This is a genomic window from Micromonospora sp. NPDC049523, assembly GCF_040676775.1.
Lineage (GTDB): Bacteria > Actinomycetota > Actinomycetes > Mycobacteriales > Micromonosporaceae > Micromonospora_G.
On the sequence record NZ_JBFAPP010000016.1, the window covers coordinates 172,296 to 191,953 of the forward strand.

The 19,658-nt window shown below is 70.3% G+C and carries 12 protein-coding genes and 1 pseudogene; 10 read left to right on the plus strand and 3 right to left on the minus strand.

The genetic code is table 11. The features are described from left to right. Positions 1-18 precede the first annotated feature (18 nt). Both AB0J90_RS24600 and AB0J90_RS24605 read left to right on the plus strand, forming a co-directional pair. Entirely contained in the window at positions 19-675 is a 657-nt protein-coding gene (locus AB0J90_RS24600) for a TetR family transcriptional regulator (protein ID WP_363599506.1), read from the plus strand. A 137-nt stretch (positions 676-812) separates the two neighbouring features. Then, positions 813-1,910 (plus strand): DNA alkylation repair protein, encoded by a 1,098-nt coding sequence (locus AB0J90_RS24605; protein WP_363599508.1) that lies wholly within the window; start codon positions 813-815, stop codon positions 1,908-1,910. Positions 1,911-1,951: 41 nt separating this feature from the next. Here AB0J90_RS24605 and AB0J90_RS24610 read toward each other — a convergent pair whose 3' ends face one another. Next, positions 1,952-3,280, minus strand: a complete 1,329-nt coding sequence (locus AB0J90_RS24610; RefSeq protein WP_363599510.1) for a hemolysin family protein — start codon at positions 3,278-3,280, stop codon at positions 1,952-1,954. Positions 3,281-3,481: 201 nt separating this feature from the next. On the opposite strand from AB0J90_RS24610, the gene AB0J90_RS24615 reads away from it, so the two are divergent. After that, complete coding sequence (locus AB0J90_RS24615) at positions 3,482-3,751, plus strand: GlsB/YeaQ/YmgE family stress response membrane protein (RefSeq protein ID WP_363599512.1); 270 nt, start codon at positions 3,482-3,484, stop codon at positions 3,749-3,751. A gap of 103 nt (positions 3,752-3,854) precedes the next feature. Here AB0J90_RS24615 and AB0J90_RS24620 read toward each other — a convergent pair whose 3' ends face one another. After that, positions 3,855-5,192: an FAD-dependent monooxygenase gene (locus AB0J90_RS24620; RefSeq protein WP_363599513.1), complete on the minus strand. Its 1,338-nt coding sequence runs from the start codon at positions 5,190-5,192 to the stop codon at positions 3,855-3,857. A 408-nt stretch (positions 5,193-5,600) separates the two neighbouring features. Here AB0J90_RS24620 and AB0J90_RS24625 point away from each other — a divergent pair, with 408 nt between their 5' ends. The 6 genes and pseudogenes from AB0J90_RS24625 to AB0J90_RS24650 all read left to right on the plus strand — a co-directional run bounded on the left by AB0J90_RS24625 (position 5,601) and on the right by AB0J90_RS24650 (position 12,029). Next, positions 5,601-6,902: a serine hydrolase gene (locus AB0J90_RS24625; protein ID WP_363599531.1), complete on the plus strand. Its 1,302-nt coding sequence runs from the start codon at positions 5,601-5,603 to the stop codon at positions 6,900-6,902. A gap of 79 nt (positions 6,903-6,981) precedes the next feature. Next, complete coding sequence (locus AB0J90_RS24630; protein WP_363599515.1) at positions 6,982-8,256, plus strand: cytochrome P450; 1,275 nt, start codon at positions 6,982-6,984, stop codon at positions 8,254-8,256. 40 nt (positions 8,257-8,296) lie between these two features. Further along, positions 8,297-8,645 (plus strand): annotated as a pseudogene (locus tag AB0J90_RS24635) (GNAT family N-acetyltransferase). 99 nt (positions 8,646-8,744) lie between these two features. Continuing rightward, positions 8,745-9,692 (plus strand): pentapeptide repeat-containing protein, encoded by a 948-nt coding sequence (locus AB0J90_RS24640; protein WP_363599517.1) that lies wholly within the window; start codon positions 8,745-8,747, stop codon positions 9,690-9,692. 182 nt (positions 9,693-9,874) lie between these two features. Further along, positions 9,875-11,674 carry a hypothetical protein gene (locus tag AB0J90_RS24645; RefSeq protein ID WP_363599519.1) on the plus strand — a complete coding sequence of 600 codons (1,800 nt, stop codon included), beginning with the start codon at positions 9,875-9,877 and terminating at the stop codon, positions 11,672-11,674. Further along, the gene (locus AB0J90_RS24650) at positions 11,667-12,029 is read left to right on the plus strand and encodes a hypothetical protein (RefSeq protein WP_363599521.1); all 363 of its coding nucleotides are present in this window, start codon (positions 11,667-11,669) and stop codon (positions 12,027-12,029) included. Before AB0J90_RS24645 ends, AB0J90_RS24650 begins: the two co-directional genes overlap by 8 nt. 1 nt (position 12,030) lies before the next feature. On the opposite strand, the gene AB0J90_RS24655 is transcribed toward AB0J90_RS24650, so the two are convergent. After that, a complete protein-coding gene (locus AB0J90_RS24655; RefSeq protein WP_363599523.1) occupies positions 12,031-12,894 on the minus strand; it encodes a zinc ribbon domain-containing protein in 864 nt (287 codons plus the stop codon). Positions 12,895-13,576: 682 nt separating this feature from the next. Between AB0J90_RS24655 and AB0J90_RS24660 the strand changes: the two genes are divergently transcribed. After that, complete coding sequence (locus AB0J90_RS24660; protein WP_363599525.1) at positions 13,577-19,534, plus strand: ThuA domain-containing protein; 5,958 nt, start codon at positions 13,577-13,579, stop codon at positions 19,532-19,534. Positions 19,535-19,658: the final 124 nt, after the last annotated feature.

Below are 19,658 nucleotides of genomic sequence, written 5' to 3' on the forward strand. Positions count from 1 at the left end.
TGGCCTACACTCGTTGACATGTCCCCGCGTGATCAAGGTGCGGTCGCGGCCCCGGGCGTCGGGTCCGATCCGGTGGCGGCCGACCCGGCCGTACCGCCGCGCCGGTCCGACGCCACTCGTGCGGCGATACTGCGGGCGGCCCGCGAGCGGTTCGCCGCCGACGGGTACGACCGGGCCACCATCCGGGCGATCGCCACGGACGCGGCCATCGACCCGTCGATGGTGATGCGTTACTACGGCAGCAAGGAACGGCTCTTCGCCGCAGCCGCCGAGTTCGACCTGCGGCTGCCGGACTTCGGCGACCTACCGGCCGAAGGGCTCGGGGCCGCGCTCGTCGGGCACTTCCTCGACCGGTGGGAGGAGGACGAGACGATGATCGCCCTGCTGCGCGCGGGGGCGACCAACCCGGCGGCGGCACAGCGGATGCGGCAGATCTTCGCCGACCAGGTGGGTCCGGCGATCCGTGCCCTTGCCGTACGCGCCGGGGTTTCCTCGCCCGGTGGGGAGCCGGCGCTGCCCGTCGAGCAGCGCGCCGGCCTGATCACCAGTCAGTTGCTCGGTCTGGCCCTGACCCGCTACGTCTTGCTGCTGCCGCCGGTGGTCGGGATGGACCGTGCGGAACTGGTCGACTGGCTCGGCCCCACCATCCAGCGCTACCTGCTCGGGCGCCCGTAGCCCGCTGGTCGGAACTTCGCCACGACGTCACGACGTCGGAGGCAGGGCGGCTACCGGCCGGGAACTGTCCCACCTGCGTGCGATGCTGGCCCCGCCCCTGCACGGGGCACTTCCATCGCACCAGCACGAGGACACACATGCCCACCGCCGACGAACTCATCAGCACGACGACGGTGACCCATCTCGTACGCGTACTCACGGCCGTGGCGCCACGACGCGGTTGGGACGGTGTCGCCGCAAGTGGCACGGCGCTGGTCGGATTGACCCTCAGTGAGCGGGCGCTGGCGATCCGCGATGCTCTGCTGTCCGACCTGCCCGACTCCTACCGGTCCTCGGCGGCGATCCTGCGGGACGCCCTGGCCGATCCGTCCTTCACCGGCTGGATGATCTGGCCGGTCACCGAAGCCGTCGCGGTACGGGCGCTGGCCTCACCCGAGGCCGGTGACTTCGAGTCCGGGCTCGGCCTGCTCGTCGAGCTGACCGGCCGGCTCACCGGCGAGTTCGCGCTGCGCACGTTCCTCAACGCCGACCTCGACCGCACCCTGGCCACCGTGACCGGCTGGACCACCCACCCGGACGAGCACGTACGCCGGCTGGCCAGCGAGGGCACCCGGCCCCGGCTGCCCTGGGCCAAGCGGGTTCCGGAGCTGACCCGGCGCCCCGACGCCACCATCGCCATCCTCGACGGGCTCTACCGGGACGAGGTCGAATACGTGCGGCGCTCGGTCGCGAACCACCTCAACGACCTCAGCCGACTCGACCCGGACCTGGCCGTCGCCACCGCGAAGCGCTGGTTGCAGCGCCCGGAACCGTCCACCCCGCGCCTGGTCCGGCACGCGATGCGTACGCTCGTCAAGGCCGCCGACCCCGGTGCCATGGCGTTGCTCGGCTTCCCGCCCCCGGTCGACGTCTCGGTCAGCGGCCCGCACCTGACCCGGACCGCCGTACGCCTCGGTGGTGAACTGGGTTTCGAGATCGTGGTGGCCAACAACAGCGACCGGGACGCGAACCTCGTCATCGACTACGTCGTGCATTTCCGCAAGGCGAACGGCAGCCTCGCGCCCAAGGTCTTCAAGTTGACCAACCGGGTCCTCGCGCCCGGACAGCAGATCACGCTCAGCCGGCGGCACTCCTTCAAACCGATCACCACCCGCCGGTACCACCCGGGCCAACACGGGATCGAGGTCCAGGTCAACGGCGTACGGTCCGGGATGGTCGACTTCGACCTCGGCTGAGCCGGCGACCGCCCGGGCTGCCGACCGCTGTCGTCCGGCTGCTACCGCTTGCTGGGGACCTGGCCCGACGCCTGCCGGACCTCGTCGTCGCCGCCGGGCGAGTCACCCGAGCGGGGACGCAGCCGGACCTTCGTGATCGCGTGGCCGGTCACCTCCACCACCGCTGCCGTGAACGCGGGCACCTCGATCGTCTCGCCGGGCGCGGTCGGGATGTGACCGAGGCGGGCCAGCACCAACCCGGCGATGGTGGTGTAGTCGCCGTCGTCGGCCTCGTCCAGGTCGAGTCCGAGGTCGGGCAGGTCGTGGATGGGGAAGGTGCCGGAGAGCAGCAGGGTGCCGCCCGGCTCGCGGACCACGGCCTGCACGTCGCGGTCGGTCTCGTCGTAGATCTCCCCGACGATCTCCTCGATCAGGTCCTCCATCGTCACGATGCCGTCGATCGAGCCGCGCTCGTCCACCACCAGGGCGAACTGCTGGCGTTGCTGGCGCATCTGCCGGATCGCGTCGGTCACGCCCAGGGTCTCCGGCATGAACAGCGCCTCGGACGCATGGTCCGCCACCACGCCGGTGCCGTCGAGCAGGTCCCGCAGGTGCACCACGCCGACGACGTTGTCCAGACCCGCGCGGGTGACCACCGGCGCCCTGGACTGTCCGGACTTGGCGAGCACACGCAGCCCCTCGGCGGTCGGCATGTCCGCCGGCAGGGTGGTGACCTCGCCCCGGGGCACCAGGATCTCCCGCAGGATCCGGTCGGCCACCTCGAAGGCGCCACTGATGATCGTGCGGTGTTCGGCGGTCAGGCTCGGCTGTGCGGCGACCATGTCCCGCAGTTCCTCGGCGGTGACCTCCTCCCGGCCGCCGTCGGGGTCGGCGCCGGTCAGCCGTACGACCGTGTTCGTCGCCCGGCTGAGCAGCCACACCGCCGGGCGGGAGAACGTGGAGAGCATGTCCAGCGGGCGGGCCACGAGCAGTGCCCAACCCTCGGTACGTTGCATCGCGATGCGTTTCGGGGCCAGCTCGCCGAAGACCAGGGTGAGGAAGGTCAGCACGATGGTCACCAGCACGATCGAAACCGGCTCGGCGGCCGACCCGAGGAAGCCCAGCGGCTCGACCAGCGGTGCCGAGAGCGACACCGCGGCGGCGGCCGAGGCGAGGAAACCGGCCAGGGTGATGCCGATCTGGATGGTGGCCAGGAACCGGTTCGGATCCCGGGCCAACCGGGCCAGCACCCGTCCCGTACGCGACCCGCGCTCCAGCCGTTGCAGCTGACTCTCCCGCAACGACACCAGGGCCATCTCGCTACCCGAGAAGACCGCGTTGACCAGCACCAATACTGCTACCAGCGCCACCTGAAACCCGTAGCCACCCACGCCGCGACGCCTTCCTCACCTGACTGGTCGAGTCACAAAACTAACCGGCCCCGCCGTGATGCCCAATCCAGCCGTGGGCCACGCCCATCGTACGCATCGACAGACCTCTACTCCGCGCTCGACAGCCCGTTCACACTGGGATTGAGCTGGCCCGCCGCGTGGGTAGACGAGCGCGGCAGACATCGAAGGGAAGGAACCGACATGGAGATCAGTGGCATCTTCACCGCCCTCGTCATCGGCCTCGTCATCGGCGCCCTCGGGCGCCTCGTCGTACCCGGCAAGCAGAGCATCCCGATCTGGCTCACCCTGGTCATCGGCATCCTCGCCGCCCTGCTCGGCACGATCATCGCCGGTGCGATCGACGTCGCCGACACCGATGGCCCCGACTGGATCGAACTCGCCCTACAGGTCGGTCTCGCCGCCGTCGGCGTCGCCATCGCCGCGGGTGCGTACGGTCGCCGTACGCCGTGATCGGTAGCGGCGGACGGCACGCTCCCGGAATCCTCCGGCACCGCTTCCGGGAGCGTCACCGCCGCTGACCGGCCGGCGCTCCCGACCTTCCGCTCCGCCGCTCCTACCAGGCGCTCGTCCAGGGGAGGAAACGGAGCCTGACCGCGCGCCACAGCGTGCTCGGGCGGGCCAGCGCCGTCGGGTGATCGAGCATGGTGGTGACCCGCGCCAACCGGTCGTTGACCACCCCGTCGGTCATCGACGCGCGGAACAGCAGGTTGCCGAACCACCTGATCAGCCGATACCCGCGCGGATACGGCCCGTCGACGTGTGGGAGGTCGAGGTCGGCGAAGGTGGAGACCTGCCAGGCGGCGTCGACGACCACCCGTACCTGCTCGAAGTAGGCCCGTGCTGGCTCGTCGCGCAGCGCCGGGTCCGAGCGCAGGTACGCCGACAGGCAGGAGGCGTGCAGTGCCGCCGAGGTCATGCCCTGGCCGTAGATCGGATTGAACGAGGCGACCGCGTCCCCGGCGGCGACCAGGCCGGCCGGGAGCCGGTCCAACTCGTGGAAGTCCCGGCGGCGGCTGTCGGCCTGGTGGTACGTCACCACGTCGCCGATCCGCTGGGCGTGCTCGGCGATGTCCCGGAATTCCTGGGGGAAGTGCTCGCGGCAGCGGTTGGTGAAATCGTCGGCGTCGCGGCTGGGCCGGTCGTTGTCGTAGCCGGCGACCAGCATGATCCACTGGTCGTTCTCGACCGAGTTGATGCCACCGATGCGGGCGACCCGGCCGTTGCCCGGAGTCGTCTGGGCGACCGCCACCCAGGCGTCGCTCACCTGCTCGTCACGCTTGTAGAGCGCCGTGGCGTAGTTCAGTTTGATCGGCATCCGGCGCATCGGAGGACGCGGCCATCCGGAGCTGTCGAGCCAGTCGCCGAGCCGGCTGGAGCGCCCCATCGCGTCCACCACCAGGTCCGTGGTCACGGTCACCGGCTCGGTCCCGCCGTCCGGTACGTACCGGACGGCGGCGACCCGGTTGTCGTCGAGGACCAGCCCTTCGGCCCGGCCGGGCACCAGGGTGACGTTGTCGATGGCGAGGGTCCGTTTCCGTACCAGTGCCTCGAGGAACGGCCTCGTGGTGATCAGCCCCGGCACCTGCGGCCGGGACATCGGCGCCGTACGCAGCACCCCGTTGAGGAAGACCTTGCCCGTACCGCCGGTCGGCAGCGGTGCACCCGCGGCGAACGCCTGTTTCGCGAAGCCCGGAAACCAGCGCTCCAGCTGCGCCTGTCCCGCCGGCAGCAGCGCGTGCACCTGACTGCCCTGCGGTACGCCTGGGCGCGGCCCGACGTCCACCTCGGACGGATCCCGCTCGATGATCAAAACTTCCTCGGCGTGGTCGCTGAGCACCCGCGCGGCCATCAACCCGGCGATGCTCCCACCCAGCACCACCGCCCGCCGCATGATCACTCTTGTGTCGGTGGGACGTTGCGACGTGGTTATCTGGGCGAAAAGCGTTGACGCTGAGGGCGGCACCCGGCACTCCTTCTCCGAAGAGGAATCCGCCGCCCGGAGTCGGCCGCCACTGCCCGGCACCCCGCTTCCGGTCACTGGGCGTCACCGACTGACCGCGCAGCGGGAACTCGCCGGAGACTATCACTGGCTGCACGTCCAGGCGACGTATGTTCTCCGTGTCGCACGTCGCCTCGACGCTGCCTGGGCGAGCCGCCGCCCGTCCACCTGACTCACGGCACGGCGTATCGGGACTCCGGACCGCTCCGGTTGGCTGGACCACGGCGCCAGCAGGGGCTCACGTGACCGGGCGAACCATCCCAAGTTACCCTCGTTGCCCATGAGGGGTTGGTGCTCATGATGGGTCGGCGTCTGGCCGCCGCGGTCACCAGTGCGGTGCTCGCAGTATCGGCCGCAGGGGTCACACCACAGGCAGCCGCCAGCGCCGCGGCGGCGTCGCCGGCCACCGCGACCCGAGCCGCCGCACCGGTGCCCTGCCCGACGCCGTCGCCACCGGTACCCCGCCCGGCTTCACCGCCCCGCCCGTCACCGCCTGCCGGCGATCCCGCGCACCGCGTGGTCGGCGGCCCGGAACTCGCGACACCGGGCCTGGTCGTCCCGCCGGGTGCGCCCAAGCCGCCGGCCCTGACCGCGACCTCGTGGGTGGTCGCCGACCTGGACACCGGTGCCGTCCTCGGTGCCTGCGGCCCACACGAGTACGGCACTCCGGCGAGCGTGCAGAAGCTCCTGCTGGCCGCGACCGCGCTGCCGAAGCTCGATCCGAAGCAGGTCATCACGGTGACCCGTGGGGACCTCGACTTCGAGCCGGGCAGTTCCGCGGTGGGTCTGCTGCTCAACGGCCGCTACCCGGTGGAGACGCTCTGGCTGGGGCTGCTGCTCAACTCCGGCAACGACGCGGCCAACGTCCTCGCCCGGCTGGCCGGCGGTGACACCGGGGTCGCCGGCACCGTCGAGGCGATGAACGAGGAGGCACACCGGCTGGGCGCGTTGCAGACCCATGCCGTGACACCGTCCGGTCTCGACGGGCCGGGGCAGTTCACCAGCGCGTACGACCTGGCGCTGATCGCCCGGGTCTGCTTCGCCAACGAGGCCTTCCGGCGGTACGCGATGACCGAGCGTACCCAGATTCCGGCGCAGGGAGCGCAGAAGGGCTTCCAGATCCAGAACGAGAACCAGTTGATCTTCCGCTACCGTGGTGCGCTCGGCGGCAAGACCGGATACACCACCCTGGCCCGGCACAGTTACGTCGGTGCGGCCGAGCGTAACGGCCGGCGGTTGGTGGTGACGCTGCTCGGCGCGGAGGCCCGGCCGTTGCGCGGCTGGCAGCAGGGTGCGGCGCTGCTCGACTGGGGTTTCTCGGTGGCTGGCGACGCGTCGGTCGGCCGGCTGGTCGACCCGGGCGAGGCGACTTCCCCCTCCCCGTCACCGGTGTCCGGGCGGGCGCCGGGCGAGCGCTCGTCGGCACGTGCCACCGCCCGCGGCGAGACCTGGTTCGCGGGCCTGTCGCCGACGGTTGCCGTCGGCGTGGCTGCCGTTCTCACGGTCGCGCTGGTGCTGACGATCGTGATCCTGCTGGTGTCGGCACGCCGCCGCCCACGCCGACCGGTCGGGCGGCGCCGTCGGCCGGGACTGCTCGGATAACGGTCGGTCCGTCGTTCGACGGTCACACGATCCGGCGATGACCGGCCATGATGGACGGACCGCTATCGCAGGAGGATCCGTGGAAGCTGTTCCGACCGACGAAGCCGGCCACGTACGGCCCAGGGCGACGATCGACCTCGACCATCACTCGTCCGACTACCAGCGCCGTTGGCGCGAGATCTCCGACGACAACGTCACCCGGTGCCCGGTCGCGTACACGCCCGCGCACGGCGGGACCTGGGTGGTCTCCGGTTACGAACCCCTGGTCGAGGCGCTGCGCGACTACTCGACGTTCTCGTCCTTCTACGACCACAGCGATCCTGACAGCCCGATGCGCGGTACGAGCAACCCGCCGACGCCCTACCTGAACGTCCCCCAGGAACTGGACCCGCCGGAGTTCTTCACCTACCGGCGGTTGCTGAATCCACCGTTGTCGCCGGAGCGGTCCCGGCGGCGGGAACCGTTCATCCGGCAGGTGACCGCCGCCTGCCTGGACCGGGTGACCCCGACCGGGCAGGCCGACCTGGTGGACGCGCTGACCAATCCGGTGCCGGCGATCGTCACGATGAGCATTCTCGGCATCCCGCTGGCCGACTTCGAACGCTATGCGCAGCCGATCCACCGGATCGTGTACAGCACGCCGGGAAGTCCCGAGGCGGCGCAGGCCATGGTGGGCCTGGCCGAGATGACGGGGCTCATCGCGCAGTTGGTCGGGCAGCGCCGGGCCGAGCCCGCCGACGACCTGATCAGTGTGCTCGCCACCGCGACCGACGACAACGGCGTACCGCTCCCGCTGGACCATGTCATCGCCGCGTCCGGACTGGTCATCGCCGGGGGAGTGGACACCACGACCGCGCTGGTCTCGCACGCACTGCACTGGCTGTACCGCAACCCGGCCGAGCGGGACCGGCTGGTGGCCGACCCCGCGCTGATCCCGTCCGCGGTCGAGGAGTTCCTGCGGGTACTCGCGCCGGTGCAGTTCATGTCGCGTACCGCGACCCGCGACGTCGAGCTCGGCGGACAGCGGATCGCGGCCGGCGAGCGGGTCATGCTCGCTTTCGCGGCGGCGAACCGCGATCCGGCGGCCTTCGACAACCCGACCGAGGTACGCCTCGACCGGACCCCGAACCGGCACGTGGCGTTCGGTTCCGGCATCCACCGCTGCGTCGGCGCCCACCTGGCGAAGGTGCAGGCCGTGGTGATGCTGGAGGAGGTGCTGCGCCGGATTCCCGACTACGTCGTGGACGAGGAGCGGCTGCGGCCGTACCCGTCGATCAGGGCGATCAACGGCTACATCAACCTACCCGCGACCTTCACCCCGTCGCCGGCGGTCGGTGCCACGTTCCCCGAGTGACCAATTGTCCCCGTCGCCATCGGGTCGTACCGTGCTGGCCGTGCTGCTCAGGGAGTTCGTCGAAGGCGACTGGTCACGGGTGTGGCCGATCGTGCAGGAGGTCGTACGGGAGCAGGAAACGTTCCCGTACGACCCGGGGCTGACCGCCGAGCAGGCGTACGGCATGTGGGTCGAAACGCCGCCGGGGCTCACGGTCGTCGCGCTCGACGGTGACCGGGTGCTCGGCACGGCGGAGATGGGGACCAACCGGCCCGGACCGGGGTCGCACGTGTCGACGGCGAGTTTCATGGTCGCCGCGGAGGTGCGAGGCCCGGGCGTCGGAACGGCCCTGTGCCGTCCACCCGACCCTGGGACGGGTCGGCCTGCACCCGATGTGTCAGGAGTTCTGACCGGCGGATGGCCCCCTGCGTACGGCCCTTCACCTGCATGGACGCGGTCGCACGGGCGGTAGGCTCTACCAGGCGGGCCAGCGACGGCCGGCGGCTCGAATGCGACGGGAGATCCGAATCTTGACCGCGGGGCACGAAGATACGCGGGATACGCGGGACGCGCCGGGTGGGGCAGGCGCCGAGCTACGAGCCGACTGCACCCGCTGTTTCGGGTTGTGCTGTGTCGCCCCGGCCTTCGCCGCCTCGGCGGACTTCGCGATCGACAAGGACGCCGGGCAGGCGTGCCCCAACCTGCGCCAGGACTTCCGCTGCGGCATCCATCCGGAGCTGCGGCAGCAGGGCTTCTCCGGCTGCACCGTCTTCGACTGCTTCGGCGCCGGTCAGCGGGTCGCTCAGGTCACCTTCGGCGGTCGGGACTGGCGGCAGGCGCCGGGAACCGCGAAGCAGATGTTCGACGTGTTCACCGTCATGCGGCAGCTCCACGAGCTGCTCTGGTACCTCACCGAGGCGCTCAACCTACCGCCGGCCCGGCCGATCCATGGCGACCTCCGTACGCTGCTCGACCGGACCGAAGCGCTCACCCGGTACGACCCCGACGCGGTCCTTCGCGTGGACGTGGCGGCGCACCGGCGCGACGTCGACGCGCTGCTGAGCCGGACGAGCGAGTTGGTCCGGACGCAGGTACGGGGGCGCCGCACCGACCGCCGAGGCGCCGACCTCGTCGGAGCCAAACTGCGCGGTGCCGACCTCAGGGGAGCGAACCTGAGGGGCGCCTACCTGATCGGTGCCGACCTGAGCGGTGCCGACCTCGGACTGGCCGATCTGATCGGTGCCGACCTGCGGGGCGCCGACCTGCGCGGTGCCGACCTCGGCGACAGCATCTTCCTCACCCAGTTCCAGGTCAACGCGGCCAGGGGCGACGACAACACCCGGCTGCCGGCCGCGCTCACCCGCCCGCCGCACTGGACCACCGTGGGTCCGCCCTCCGGGCGGGCGTTGCTGCCGGTGTCCCAGCGCCACCGCGGCGCCAGGCCTCGGCGGCGGTGAAGGTCCGGTACTCGACCGGAAATGACTCCGAAAGTTGACCACGGGGGCCGCTAACGGGTTCGGGTCGAGCCGTTGATCCGCGTAGGGTGCCGGTCAGGACCTGGCCGACCATGAGTACGGTCGTCAGCCTTGCCCCGAAAACGACCCCGCGCCAACGGACCAGTGTGAGGCGATCCTCCACCATGGACGTCCCCGCCCAGAAAGCCCACTCCGCTCCGTTCAGTACGCCGGTATACACGCCCGCCCGGACGCTGAGCGATACGACCAGGTACCTGTGCGCCGCGGCCTACCTGCACCAGGAATTCGGCGAGGCGGCCATCCAGGAGGTGCTGGAGGACGAGCGGCGGGCCGTCGCACCGTCGTTCGGTTTCGACCTCGACCCGGTCGTACGGCACTGCCTGCGGGCCCGTCGGCTGATGCTCGCCCGAGACCTGCGGGTGACCGGGCTCGTGATCGCCGGGCTTCTTGTCGCCACGGTTCCGACCGTCTGCTGGCTCGGTATCGGGGCGTTCATGCGGGCACGCGAACAGCCGTCCGTACGGCGGCTCGATTCCGGCGCTCGGGCCCGGATCTACGCGATGATCTTCCTGGTCACCGTTCTCGTCCTCTGCTTCGCAGGTTCGCTCGGCTTTGCCCTCACCATGGCGTTCTCGCTGGTCTCCCTGCAGGGCCCGTCGGTTGAATTGTTCTCCGCGTCGCCCGTCGACCTGGGCGAGGTCTGGTTTTCGGAACGTGTTCGTGACCTGGGTGTCCTCATGTTCGGGCTGGCGCCGATTCTGCTTGCCGTCTTCACCTACCTTGTCCTGTTGCATTACCGGCGGGAATCGCTCGGGATCCTGGTCCGGGAACTCGCACCCGGTCAGCCGGCTCGGGTCTATCCGACCAGGAGCAGTCGGATCGAGCGGCGCTTGGCCAGGGTCGCGGCGAGTCAGCGCGGAAACATCACCGTGCAGGAGAGCAATCCGTTCATCGGTGCCGGCACGGTGACCCATGGCTGGTCGTTCGCGGTGACCCTGCGTGAGATCATGTCCCGGATCACCACGACGGGGCAGCCGGACCCCGAGCCGGAGGATCCACGAGAACCGGTACGCCTCGACCCGGTCGCCCTGGTCCGGCACGTACGCGCTGCCGTGCTCCGGATGCGCGACAGCGCGTTGCCCGAACGGGAGCGGGTCGCCGGTCTCTACCTGGCCCCGCACGTGGTCGCCGACGGGGTACGCGACCAGGACGATCCGCTGCTCGACCCGCGCTCCGGGATGCCGTACAGCGAGGCGTCGCAGGAGGCACTCGAGGCGATCATCCGCTCCCCGCAGGGCGGACTCAGGTACTACGAGCGGATCGTCGTACCCATGGGCGGTAAGCGGATCGAGACCGAGGACGGCCGGGCAGTCCTGCCCGCGCAGAGCCTCGGCTTCGAGGTGGTGGCCTTCGTGCACCTCGCCGTGGAGGGCGGCCGGCTCTACACCGAGTTCATGGCCACGGTGCTGCCGCCGGTCCGCCGCGAATATCGACTCCCGGACGCGTTGCACGAGGACCAGATCAACAGCAGGTCGGTCCGGGACACGCTCGGTCGTTTCGCCGCGGATACGGCGACCGCGCCGGGACGGCTGGTCAGGGGTCTGCGGGACAGGCGGAGGGTCGTCAGCCGGATGGACCGGGCCAGCCTGGACAGCCAGGAGTTCCGCGCCTATGACTACGGCGCGCGGCTCAGCGTCCGGGAACTCGCGGCAGAGTCGCACACCCGCAAGTTCCTCCAGGCGCTCGACGGGTGGAAGTACACCAAGCTTCTCGACCGCGTGGTGAGCGAGGCCATCATCGACTTCCTGACCGACAACGGGGTGGACACGACCGAGTTCCGGGTGGGTGTCACGCACGTACACAACAACTACGGTGGCATCGAGGTCAGTGGCGGCCAGGTCAATCTCGGCGGAGCCAACCCCACCTTCGGCCAGACGAATGACGGGAGCGCGAGCAATGGCTAATTCCCAGTCCTCCCCGGCGGGCGACTCGTACAACATCAGCGGTGGCATGGTCAACGTGCACGGCGACAACCCGTCGTTCACCCAACACAACCACTACGGCACCGATGCGGCGCTCGACCGGTTCCGCCAGCTGCTCCAGACGATCGAGCAGCGACTTTCGGACTTCAGCGACGTCGACGCCGCGCGCGGGCAGGTCGGCGTCATCGAGGACTCCCTGCAGCGGCGGGACCCGGCCGACCGGAAGAAGGTAGAGTCGGCGCTGACCCGGCTGGCGGCCCTGACCGTCGCCGGCACGGCCCTGATGGACGCCATCAAGAAGGCCATCGATCTGGTGGTCTCGTCCTGGCCGTTCTGAGTCAGATGTCGTCCCGGGTACGCCGAGGCAAGCCGAACTCGTCCGCGACGGGATTCCAGAGCTCCACCACCTCGGTTTTCGCGGCTCCGGCCGCATCGGACTCGGCCTCGCCGTCCTTGCGAGCGGCGGTCAGCCGTGCACTGCCTCGACACCTGCTCGACTCCATGCCCGCCGCCCACTCGACGTAGTGCTCGTCCGCGTTCAGCGAGTGCTGCAGCGCCACACGTAGTGCATGCCGCAGGTCTTCGCCCGAGGCAAGCGCGTCGAGCGGTAACGCCGCGACCCTGGCGAGCTGGCCTCGGCGCTCGTCACCGACCTGACGCAACGCGGTGACCGCCCGGGCCAGGTTGGTGCACCCGCTCACCCACTCGTTCGCCTGGACGAGCTTGCGCCGACTTGCCACGCTGTCCGCGAGCAGTTGATCGAGGACGACGGCCTGCGCCCTGCCAGCGGTGGGAGACGACGTGGGGGCGTCGCCGGTGGCAGGGGCCGTGGTCGCGATCACGCCGGTCGTGGTCGGTGGACCTGGCGGGCTGTCCTGGGGGGCCTCCACCAGCGGCGGCTGTGGTTGCTGCTCTGCCGTCTGCCTGGTCTGCCTGGTCATCAGGATGCCGGCCGCGGCGACGACGGCGACGGCGATGATCACCAAGGGCCAGCCTCCGAACGTACGGGCCATCCGACGCCGCGGTTCGTACGACTCCTCGTCGGTGCCCGTGGGGGAGTAGGCCAGCACGGTGGTAGCCGGCGGCAGCGTGCTCCGAACCGGCTCGGTGGTCGGTGTCTCCGTGTCGTGCAGGCTGGTGTTGCAGCGGGCGCAGTACCGCTGCGAGGGATCGTTGTCCTGGCCGCACGATGGACACCGCATCCGTCAACGCTAACCGAGCGGGATCGATGCTGTAGCGCACCGGAGAGCGGGCTGGGCGACGATCGGCCGGACGATCCTAGGTAGATCGGATCTTCGACGGGCAGTGGTGGCTGAGCTTCGGCTCCTTCTGGAGCGGACTCGAGTTGATCCGTCTCGACCCGGCCACCGGCCGCGGGTCCACCACCGACACCGCCGTACGGGCGCTCGCCACCCGGCCCTCGAACGTCGGCGGTGCGGTCGACGCGCCGAGGTGCTCTTCTGCCACTACTACGCGGACAACGGAGCCCCGCTGCTGGGCACCAACCTGCTGGGCTGGGACGCCGCGGGTTGGCCGTACGTCCACTAGAAGCTGCCCTCGGCGCGCCTCCACCCGGCTTGATCCTGACGGGTTCGCCGGCCGACGCTCCTAAGCAGAAGTCGATCAGGCGCGCCCCGCTCCGGGGCAGGGCTCTCGAAGCGGGCAGGTCCTAGTCGAAAATTTTCTGGCTTTCGATGGATTCTTGCAACCATCGGCGCTAATCTATCGCTCAACACACCGCCGAAACATGACCGCAACACCCGCGCAGCGGGGGTGGTCGCGGTCCTCGCCGAACACCCGATGCGGGCACCGCCATGGCACCACGGTCCAGCCGAGCCGATGGCGCCTGTCCCGGTACCGCCACCGGGAAAGGAGACCCCCCGAATGTTCCGGTCCCCCCACCGCTACCCGCGTCCCTCGACGCAACGAAGACTCGTCCGACTGTTCACCGGACTCGTCGCCGCCGCGACGGCCACGGTCACCGCGCTCAGCGCCGCGGCGCCACCCGCCACCGCGACGCCCCGCGGACCAGCCGCGGCGAACACCGAGAACGCCACCGGCGCCCAGAGCACCGGGAACACCCGCGACGCCGCCGGGCAGGCCCAGGCGGCAGCGGCGGCGTACTCGGTGCTGGTGTTCTCGAAGACGGCCGGCTTCCGCCACGAGTCGATCCCGGCCGGGATCACTGCCATCCAGCAACTCGGCGCGGCGAACGACTTCACCGTCGACGCGACCGAGGACGCGACCGCGTTCACCGACGCCAACCTGGCCCGCTACCGGGCCGTCATCTGGCTCTCCACCACCGGGGACGTGCTCGACGCGACCCAACAGGCCGCGTTCGAGCGGTTCATCCGGGCCGGCGGCGGCTACGTCGGCGTCCACGCCGCGGCCGACACCGAATACGACTGGTCCTGGTACGGCAACCTGGTCGGCGCGTACTTCACCAGCCACCCGGCCAACCAGCAGGCCACGGTCAAGGTCGAGGATCCGGCGCACCCGTCCACGGCGACCCTGCCGTCGCGGTGGAGCCGGTTCGACGAGTGGTACAACTTCCGGACCAACCCGCGCGGCTCCGCGCACGTGCTGGCCAGCCTCGACGAGACCAGCTACACCCCCGGTACGGGCGCGATGGGTGCCGACCACCCGACCGCCTGGTGCAAGAACTACGACGGGGGCCGGTCCTGGTACACCGGTGGCGGCCACACCAACGAGTCGTACGCGGACGCGCAGTTCCGGGCCCACCTGCTCGGCGGCATCCAGACGGCGGCCGGGGTGGTCGGTGCCGACTGTGGTGCGACGCAGACCAGCGGGTTCGAGAAGGTGACCCTGGACAGCAACACGAACAACCCGATGGAGCTGGACATCGCGCCGGACGGCCGGGTCTTCTACCTGGAACGTGACGGCCGGCTTCGGATCATCAAACCGGATACCCAGACCACCGTCACCGCCGCCACGCTGAACGTCTTCACCGGCAACGAGGACGGGCTGCTCGGTCTCACCCTCGACCCGAACTTCGCCACCAACCGCTGGGTCTACCTGTACTACTCGCCCAACGGCGGCGCACCGCGTAACCTGCTGTCCCGGTTCACCATGAACGGCGACACCCTCGACCTGGCCAGCGAGCGGGTCGTGCTCCAGGTCGACACCCAGCGCAACACCTGCTGCCACTCCGGCGGCACGATGACCTTCGACAGCGCCGGCAACCTCTACCTCGCCACCGGCGACAACACCAATCCGTTCGAGTCCGGCGGCTTCACGCCGATCGACGAGCGCGCCGGGCGCCAGGACTTCGACGCCCAACGCAGCTCCGGCAACACCAACGACCTGCGCGGCAAGGTGATCCGGATCCGGCCGGAGGCGAACGGCACCTACACCGTGCCGGCCGGCAACCTGTTCGCGCCCGGCACCGCGCAGACCCGTCCCGAGATCTACGCGATGGGCTTCCGCAACCCGTTCCGGATCGGTGTCGACCCGAGGACGAACGTGCTCTACGTGGCCGACTACGGCCCCGATGGTCAGGCCAACGCCGACCGGGGCCCCGGCAACACGGTGGAGTGGAACATCGTCGGCCAGGCCGGCAACTACGGCTGGCCGTACTGCGTGGGCAAGAACGCGGCCTACCGGGACTACACCTTCCCGAACGGGCCGAGCGGACCGGCGTTCAACTGCGCCGCACCGGTCAACAACTCACCGAACAACACCGGGCTGACCACCCTGCCGCCGGTGGTCCCAGCCACGGTCGACTACGACTACGACGCCAACCCGCTCTTCCCCGAAATCGGCGGCGGTGGCGCTCCGATGGCCGGCCCGGTCTACCGGTACGACCCGGCGCTCGCCTCGAGCCGCAAGTGGCCGGCGTACTACGACGGCAAGGCGATTTTCGGCGAGTGGAACCAGAACAAGCTGTACACGATGCAGGTCACCGCCGACGGCAAGTCGCTGGTGGACATCAACCAGCTGTTGACCGGGATGTCGACGATCCGGCCGATGGACTTCGACTTCGGCCCGGACGGCGCGCTCTACCTGATCGAGTGGGGCAGCGGCTTCGGCGGCAACAACGACGACTCTGGCATCTACCGGATCGACTACCGGTCCGTCGACCCGGCCCCGATCGCCGCCGCGTCCGCGCAGCCGGTCAGCGGGCGGGCGCCGCTCACCGTGGCGTTCAGCAGCGCCGGCTCGCGGGACCCGGAGGGGCAACCGATCACGTACGCGTGGCGCTTCGGTGACGGTGGCACCTCGACCCAGGCGAACCCGACCTACACGTACACCACCAACGGCAACTTCACCGCCCAGTTGACGGTGACCGATCCCGGTGGCCGCAGCGCGGTTGCGAACGTGCCGATCACGGTCGGCAACACCGCGCCGGTGGTGAACCTGACCCTGCCGCCGAACGGTGGGTTCTTCGACTGGGGCGCCCAGGTGAACTACTCGGTGACCGTCACCGACCCGGACGGCGGCACCATCGACTGCTCCCGCGTGACGTTGCAGTACCTGCTCGGGCACGACGAGCACGCGCACCCGTTGCAGCAGCGGACCGGCTGCTCGGGCACCGTACAGACCTCGCTGGACAGCGGGCACGGCGGTGACGCGAACATCTTCGCCGTACTGGAGGCGACCTACACCGACCTGGGCGGACCCGGCGGGGCCGCACCGCTGACCGGCCGTTCGCTGATCCAGTTGCAGCCCAAGCGGAAACAGGCCGAGTATTTCAACAGCACCGGCCGGATCACCGGCGCACCCACCGGAGGTACGCCGGGCGTGCAGCGGGAGACCACATCCGACCCGCAGGGCGGCTTCCAGAACATCGCCTTCGTCGAGAACGGCGACTGGTGGTCGTACACGCCGACCAACCTCAACGGGATCCAGTCGCTGCGGCTGCGGGCGTCCTCGGGCGGCACCGGCGGCACGGTGGAGGTGCGTACCGGCTCGGCCACCGGGACACTGCTCGGCTCGGTGGTCGTACCGGGAACCGGCGGGTGGCAGAACTTCACCGACCTGACCGTGCCGTTGGCCGCCAGCACCACGACCGGGCCGCTGTTCTTCGTGGCGAAGGCCGCGTCGGGCACACCGGCGGGAACCTCCCTGCTCAACGTCAACTGGGTGGACTTCGTCGGTCAGGGGGTGGGTGGCAACACCCCGCCGCAGGTCACCGCGGCGGCGTCACCGACCTCCGGCGCCGCGCCGCTACCGGTGACGTTCACCGGCAGCGCCACCGACGCCGAGGGCGACACCCCGTTCACGTACGCCTGGAACTTCGGCGACGGCGGTACGGCGACCACCGCCAACGCCACCCACACGTACGCCAGCGCCGGCACCTTCACCGCGACGCTGACCGTGACCGACGCGCGCGGTGCCCGCAGCACCGCCAACGTCGTGATCACCGTGACCGGCGGACCGGCACCCACCGGATCGTCGAACGTGCACCTGTTCTACTACCCGTGGTACGGCAGCCCGACCGGCCCCAACGGGGGATGGCGGCACTGGCAGCAGGGTGGGCGCACCCCGCCGAACGACGTCGGCGCGGACTTCTACCCGACCCTGGGCGCGTACGACTCGGGTGACCCGGCGGTGCTCGCCCAGCACATGACCTGGGTCAAGCAGTCCGGTGCGAACGTGCTCGTCTACTCCTGGTGGGGTCAGGGCTCGTACGAGGACAACCTGGTCACCACCGTGATGAACGCGGCAGCTCAGCAGGGCATCAAGATCGCCTGGCACCTGGAGCCGTACAGCGGTCGCAGCGCCGCCTCGACCGTCGCCGACATCAACTACATCAACACCCGGTACGGCAGCCACCCGGCCTTCTACCGGGCACCGGACCAGGGCAACCGGCCGGCGTTCTACGTCTTCGAGAGCCTGCTCATCCCGGACTGGTCGGCGCTGAGCCAGGTCAACGCGAACAACATCATCCTGGCCCAGACCACCGACACCTCGAAGATCGCCGGCTTCTCCGGCATGTACACCTACGACGCGATCGCCGCGACGACCGCACCGGGCTGGGCCAACGCCAGCGCGTACGCGAAGGCGAACAACCTGGTCTGGGCGCCGTCGATCGGCCCCGGCTACATCGACGACCGGGCCGTGCCCGGCAACACCACCCCCACCCTGGCCCGCAACAACGGCGCCACCTACGACCAGGTGTGGAACAACGCCCTGGGTACGGCAACCGGTGGGCTGCCCACCTGGGTGTCGGTCACCTCGTTCAACGAGTGGCACGAGGGCTCGACCATCGAGCCGGCCCGGAGCAGTCCGCCGGGCGGGTTCAACTACCAGACCTACTCCGGCGCGTACGGACGCACCGGGGCGTCGGCGGAGACGGCGTACCTCGACCGGACCGCGTACTGGGCGGCCGAGTTCGAGCGGCGGCGCGGCGGCACCGGCGGGGGACTGGTCGCACAGCCGACCAGCGTCACCTTCGGTCCGCAGAACGTCAACACCAGCAGCGCCGCCCAGGCCGTCACCGTACGCAACACCGGCACCACCGCGGTGGCGCTGACCGGCGTGGTCACCGGCGGTGACTTCAGCCAGACCAACACCTGCGGATCGTCCCTGGCCGCGGGTGCCACCTGCACCGTCAACGTCACGTTCCGGCCGACCGCCGCCGGGGCCCGCAGCGGCTCGCTGACGGTCACCCCGGCGACCGGGACCGCGCTGACCGTGCCGCTGTCCGGCACCGGCGTCAACCCCAGCAGCAACCTGGCCGCCGGCCGCCCGGTCACCGCGACCAGCGCCAACCAGGGGTACGCACCGGGCAACACGGTCGACGGCAATGCGTCGAGCTACTGGGAGAGCGCCAACAACGCGTTCCCGCAGTCGCTGACGGTCGACCTCGGTGCGGCGGTGACGGTCAACCGGGCGGTGCTGAAGCTGCCGCCGGGCTGGGAGACGCGTAACCAGACGTTGTCCGTACTCGGCTCCACGGACGGCACGTCGTACTCGACCGTGCTCGGCTCGGCCAGCTACACCTTCAACCCGGCCAGCGCGAACACGGTCACCCTCAACCTGCCGGCCGGAGCCCGCCGCTACCTGCGGCTGACCTTCACCGGCAACACCGGTTGGCCGGCGGCCCAGCTCTCGGAGTTCGAGGTGTACGCCGGAGGCGGCAGCGGGGGACCGGTGCTGTCGGTCTCGCCCGGCACCCTGTCGTTCGGCAGCCGTACGGTCGGATCGCCCAGTCCGGCCAGCGCGGTGACGGTGTCCAACTCCGGTACGGCGGCGGCGACCATCACCGGCATCACCGCCACCGGGGACTTCGCCCAGTCCAACACCTGCGGAACGAGTTTGGCGGCGGGGGCGTCCTGCACGGTCAACGTGACGTTCACCCCCACCGCAACCGGAGCCCGTACGGGCACCCTGTCGGTGGCCTCGAACGCGCCCGGCAGCCCGCTCACCGTGGGGCTTGCCGGCACCGGCACCGCCACCAACGCCAACCTGGCGGCGGGCCGACCGGTCACCGCGACCAGCACCAGCCAGAACTACGTGGCCGGCAACAGCGTCGACGGCAACGCGTCGAGCTACTGGGAGAGCGCGAACAACGCGTTCCCGCAGTCGCTCACGGTCGACCTCGGCTCGGCGGTGACGGTGTCCCGGCTGGTGCTCAAGCTGCCACCGGCAACGGACTGGGGGACCCGTACCCAGACCCTGTCGGTGCTCGGCTCGACCAACGGTTCGACGTACTCGACCGTGGTCGGCTCGGCCGGCTACACCTTCAACCCGGCCACCGGTAACACCGCGACGATCACCTTCCAGGGCACGTCACAGCGTTACCTGCGGCTGACCTTCACCGCTAACACGGGTTGGCCCGCCGGCCAGCTCTCCGAGTTCGAGGCGTACGCCTCCTGACGTACCACCACCAACACGCTGCGGCGGGGGGGGAACCCCCCCGGGGGGGTTGTAACCCCCCCCCCCCGGGGCCAACGGGGCGGGGGGCCGCGGGGCACCCCCCCAACCCGGGTAGGGGTTGGCC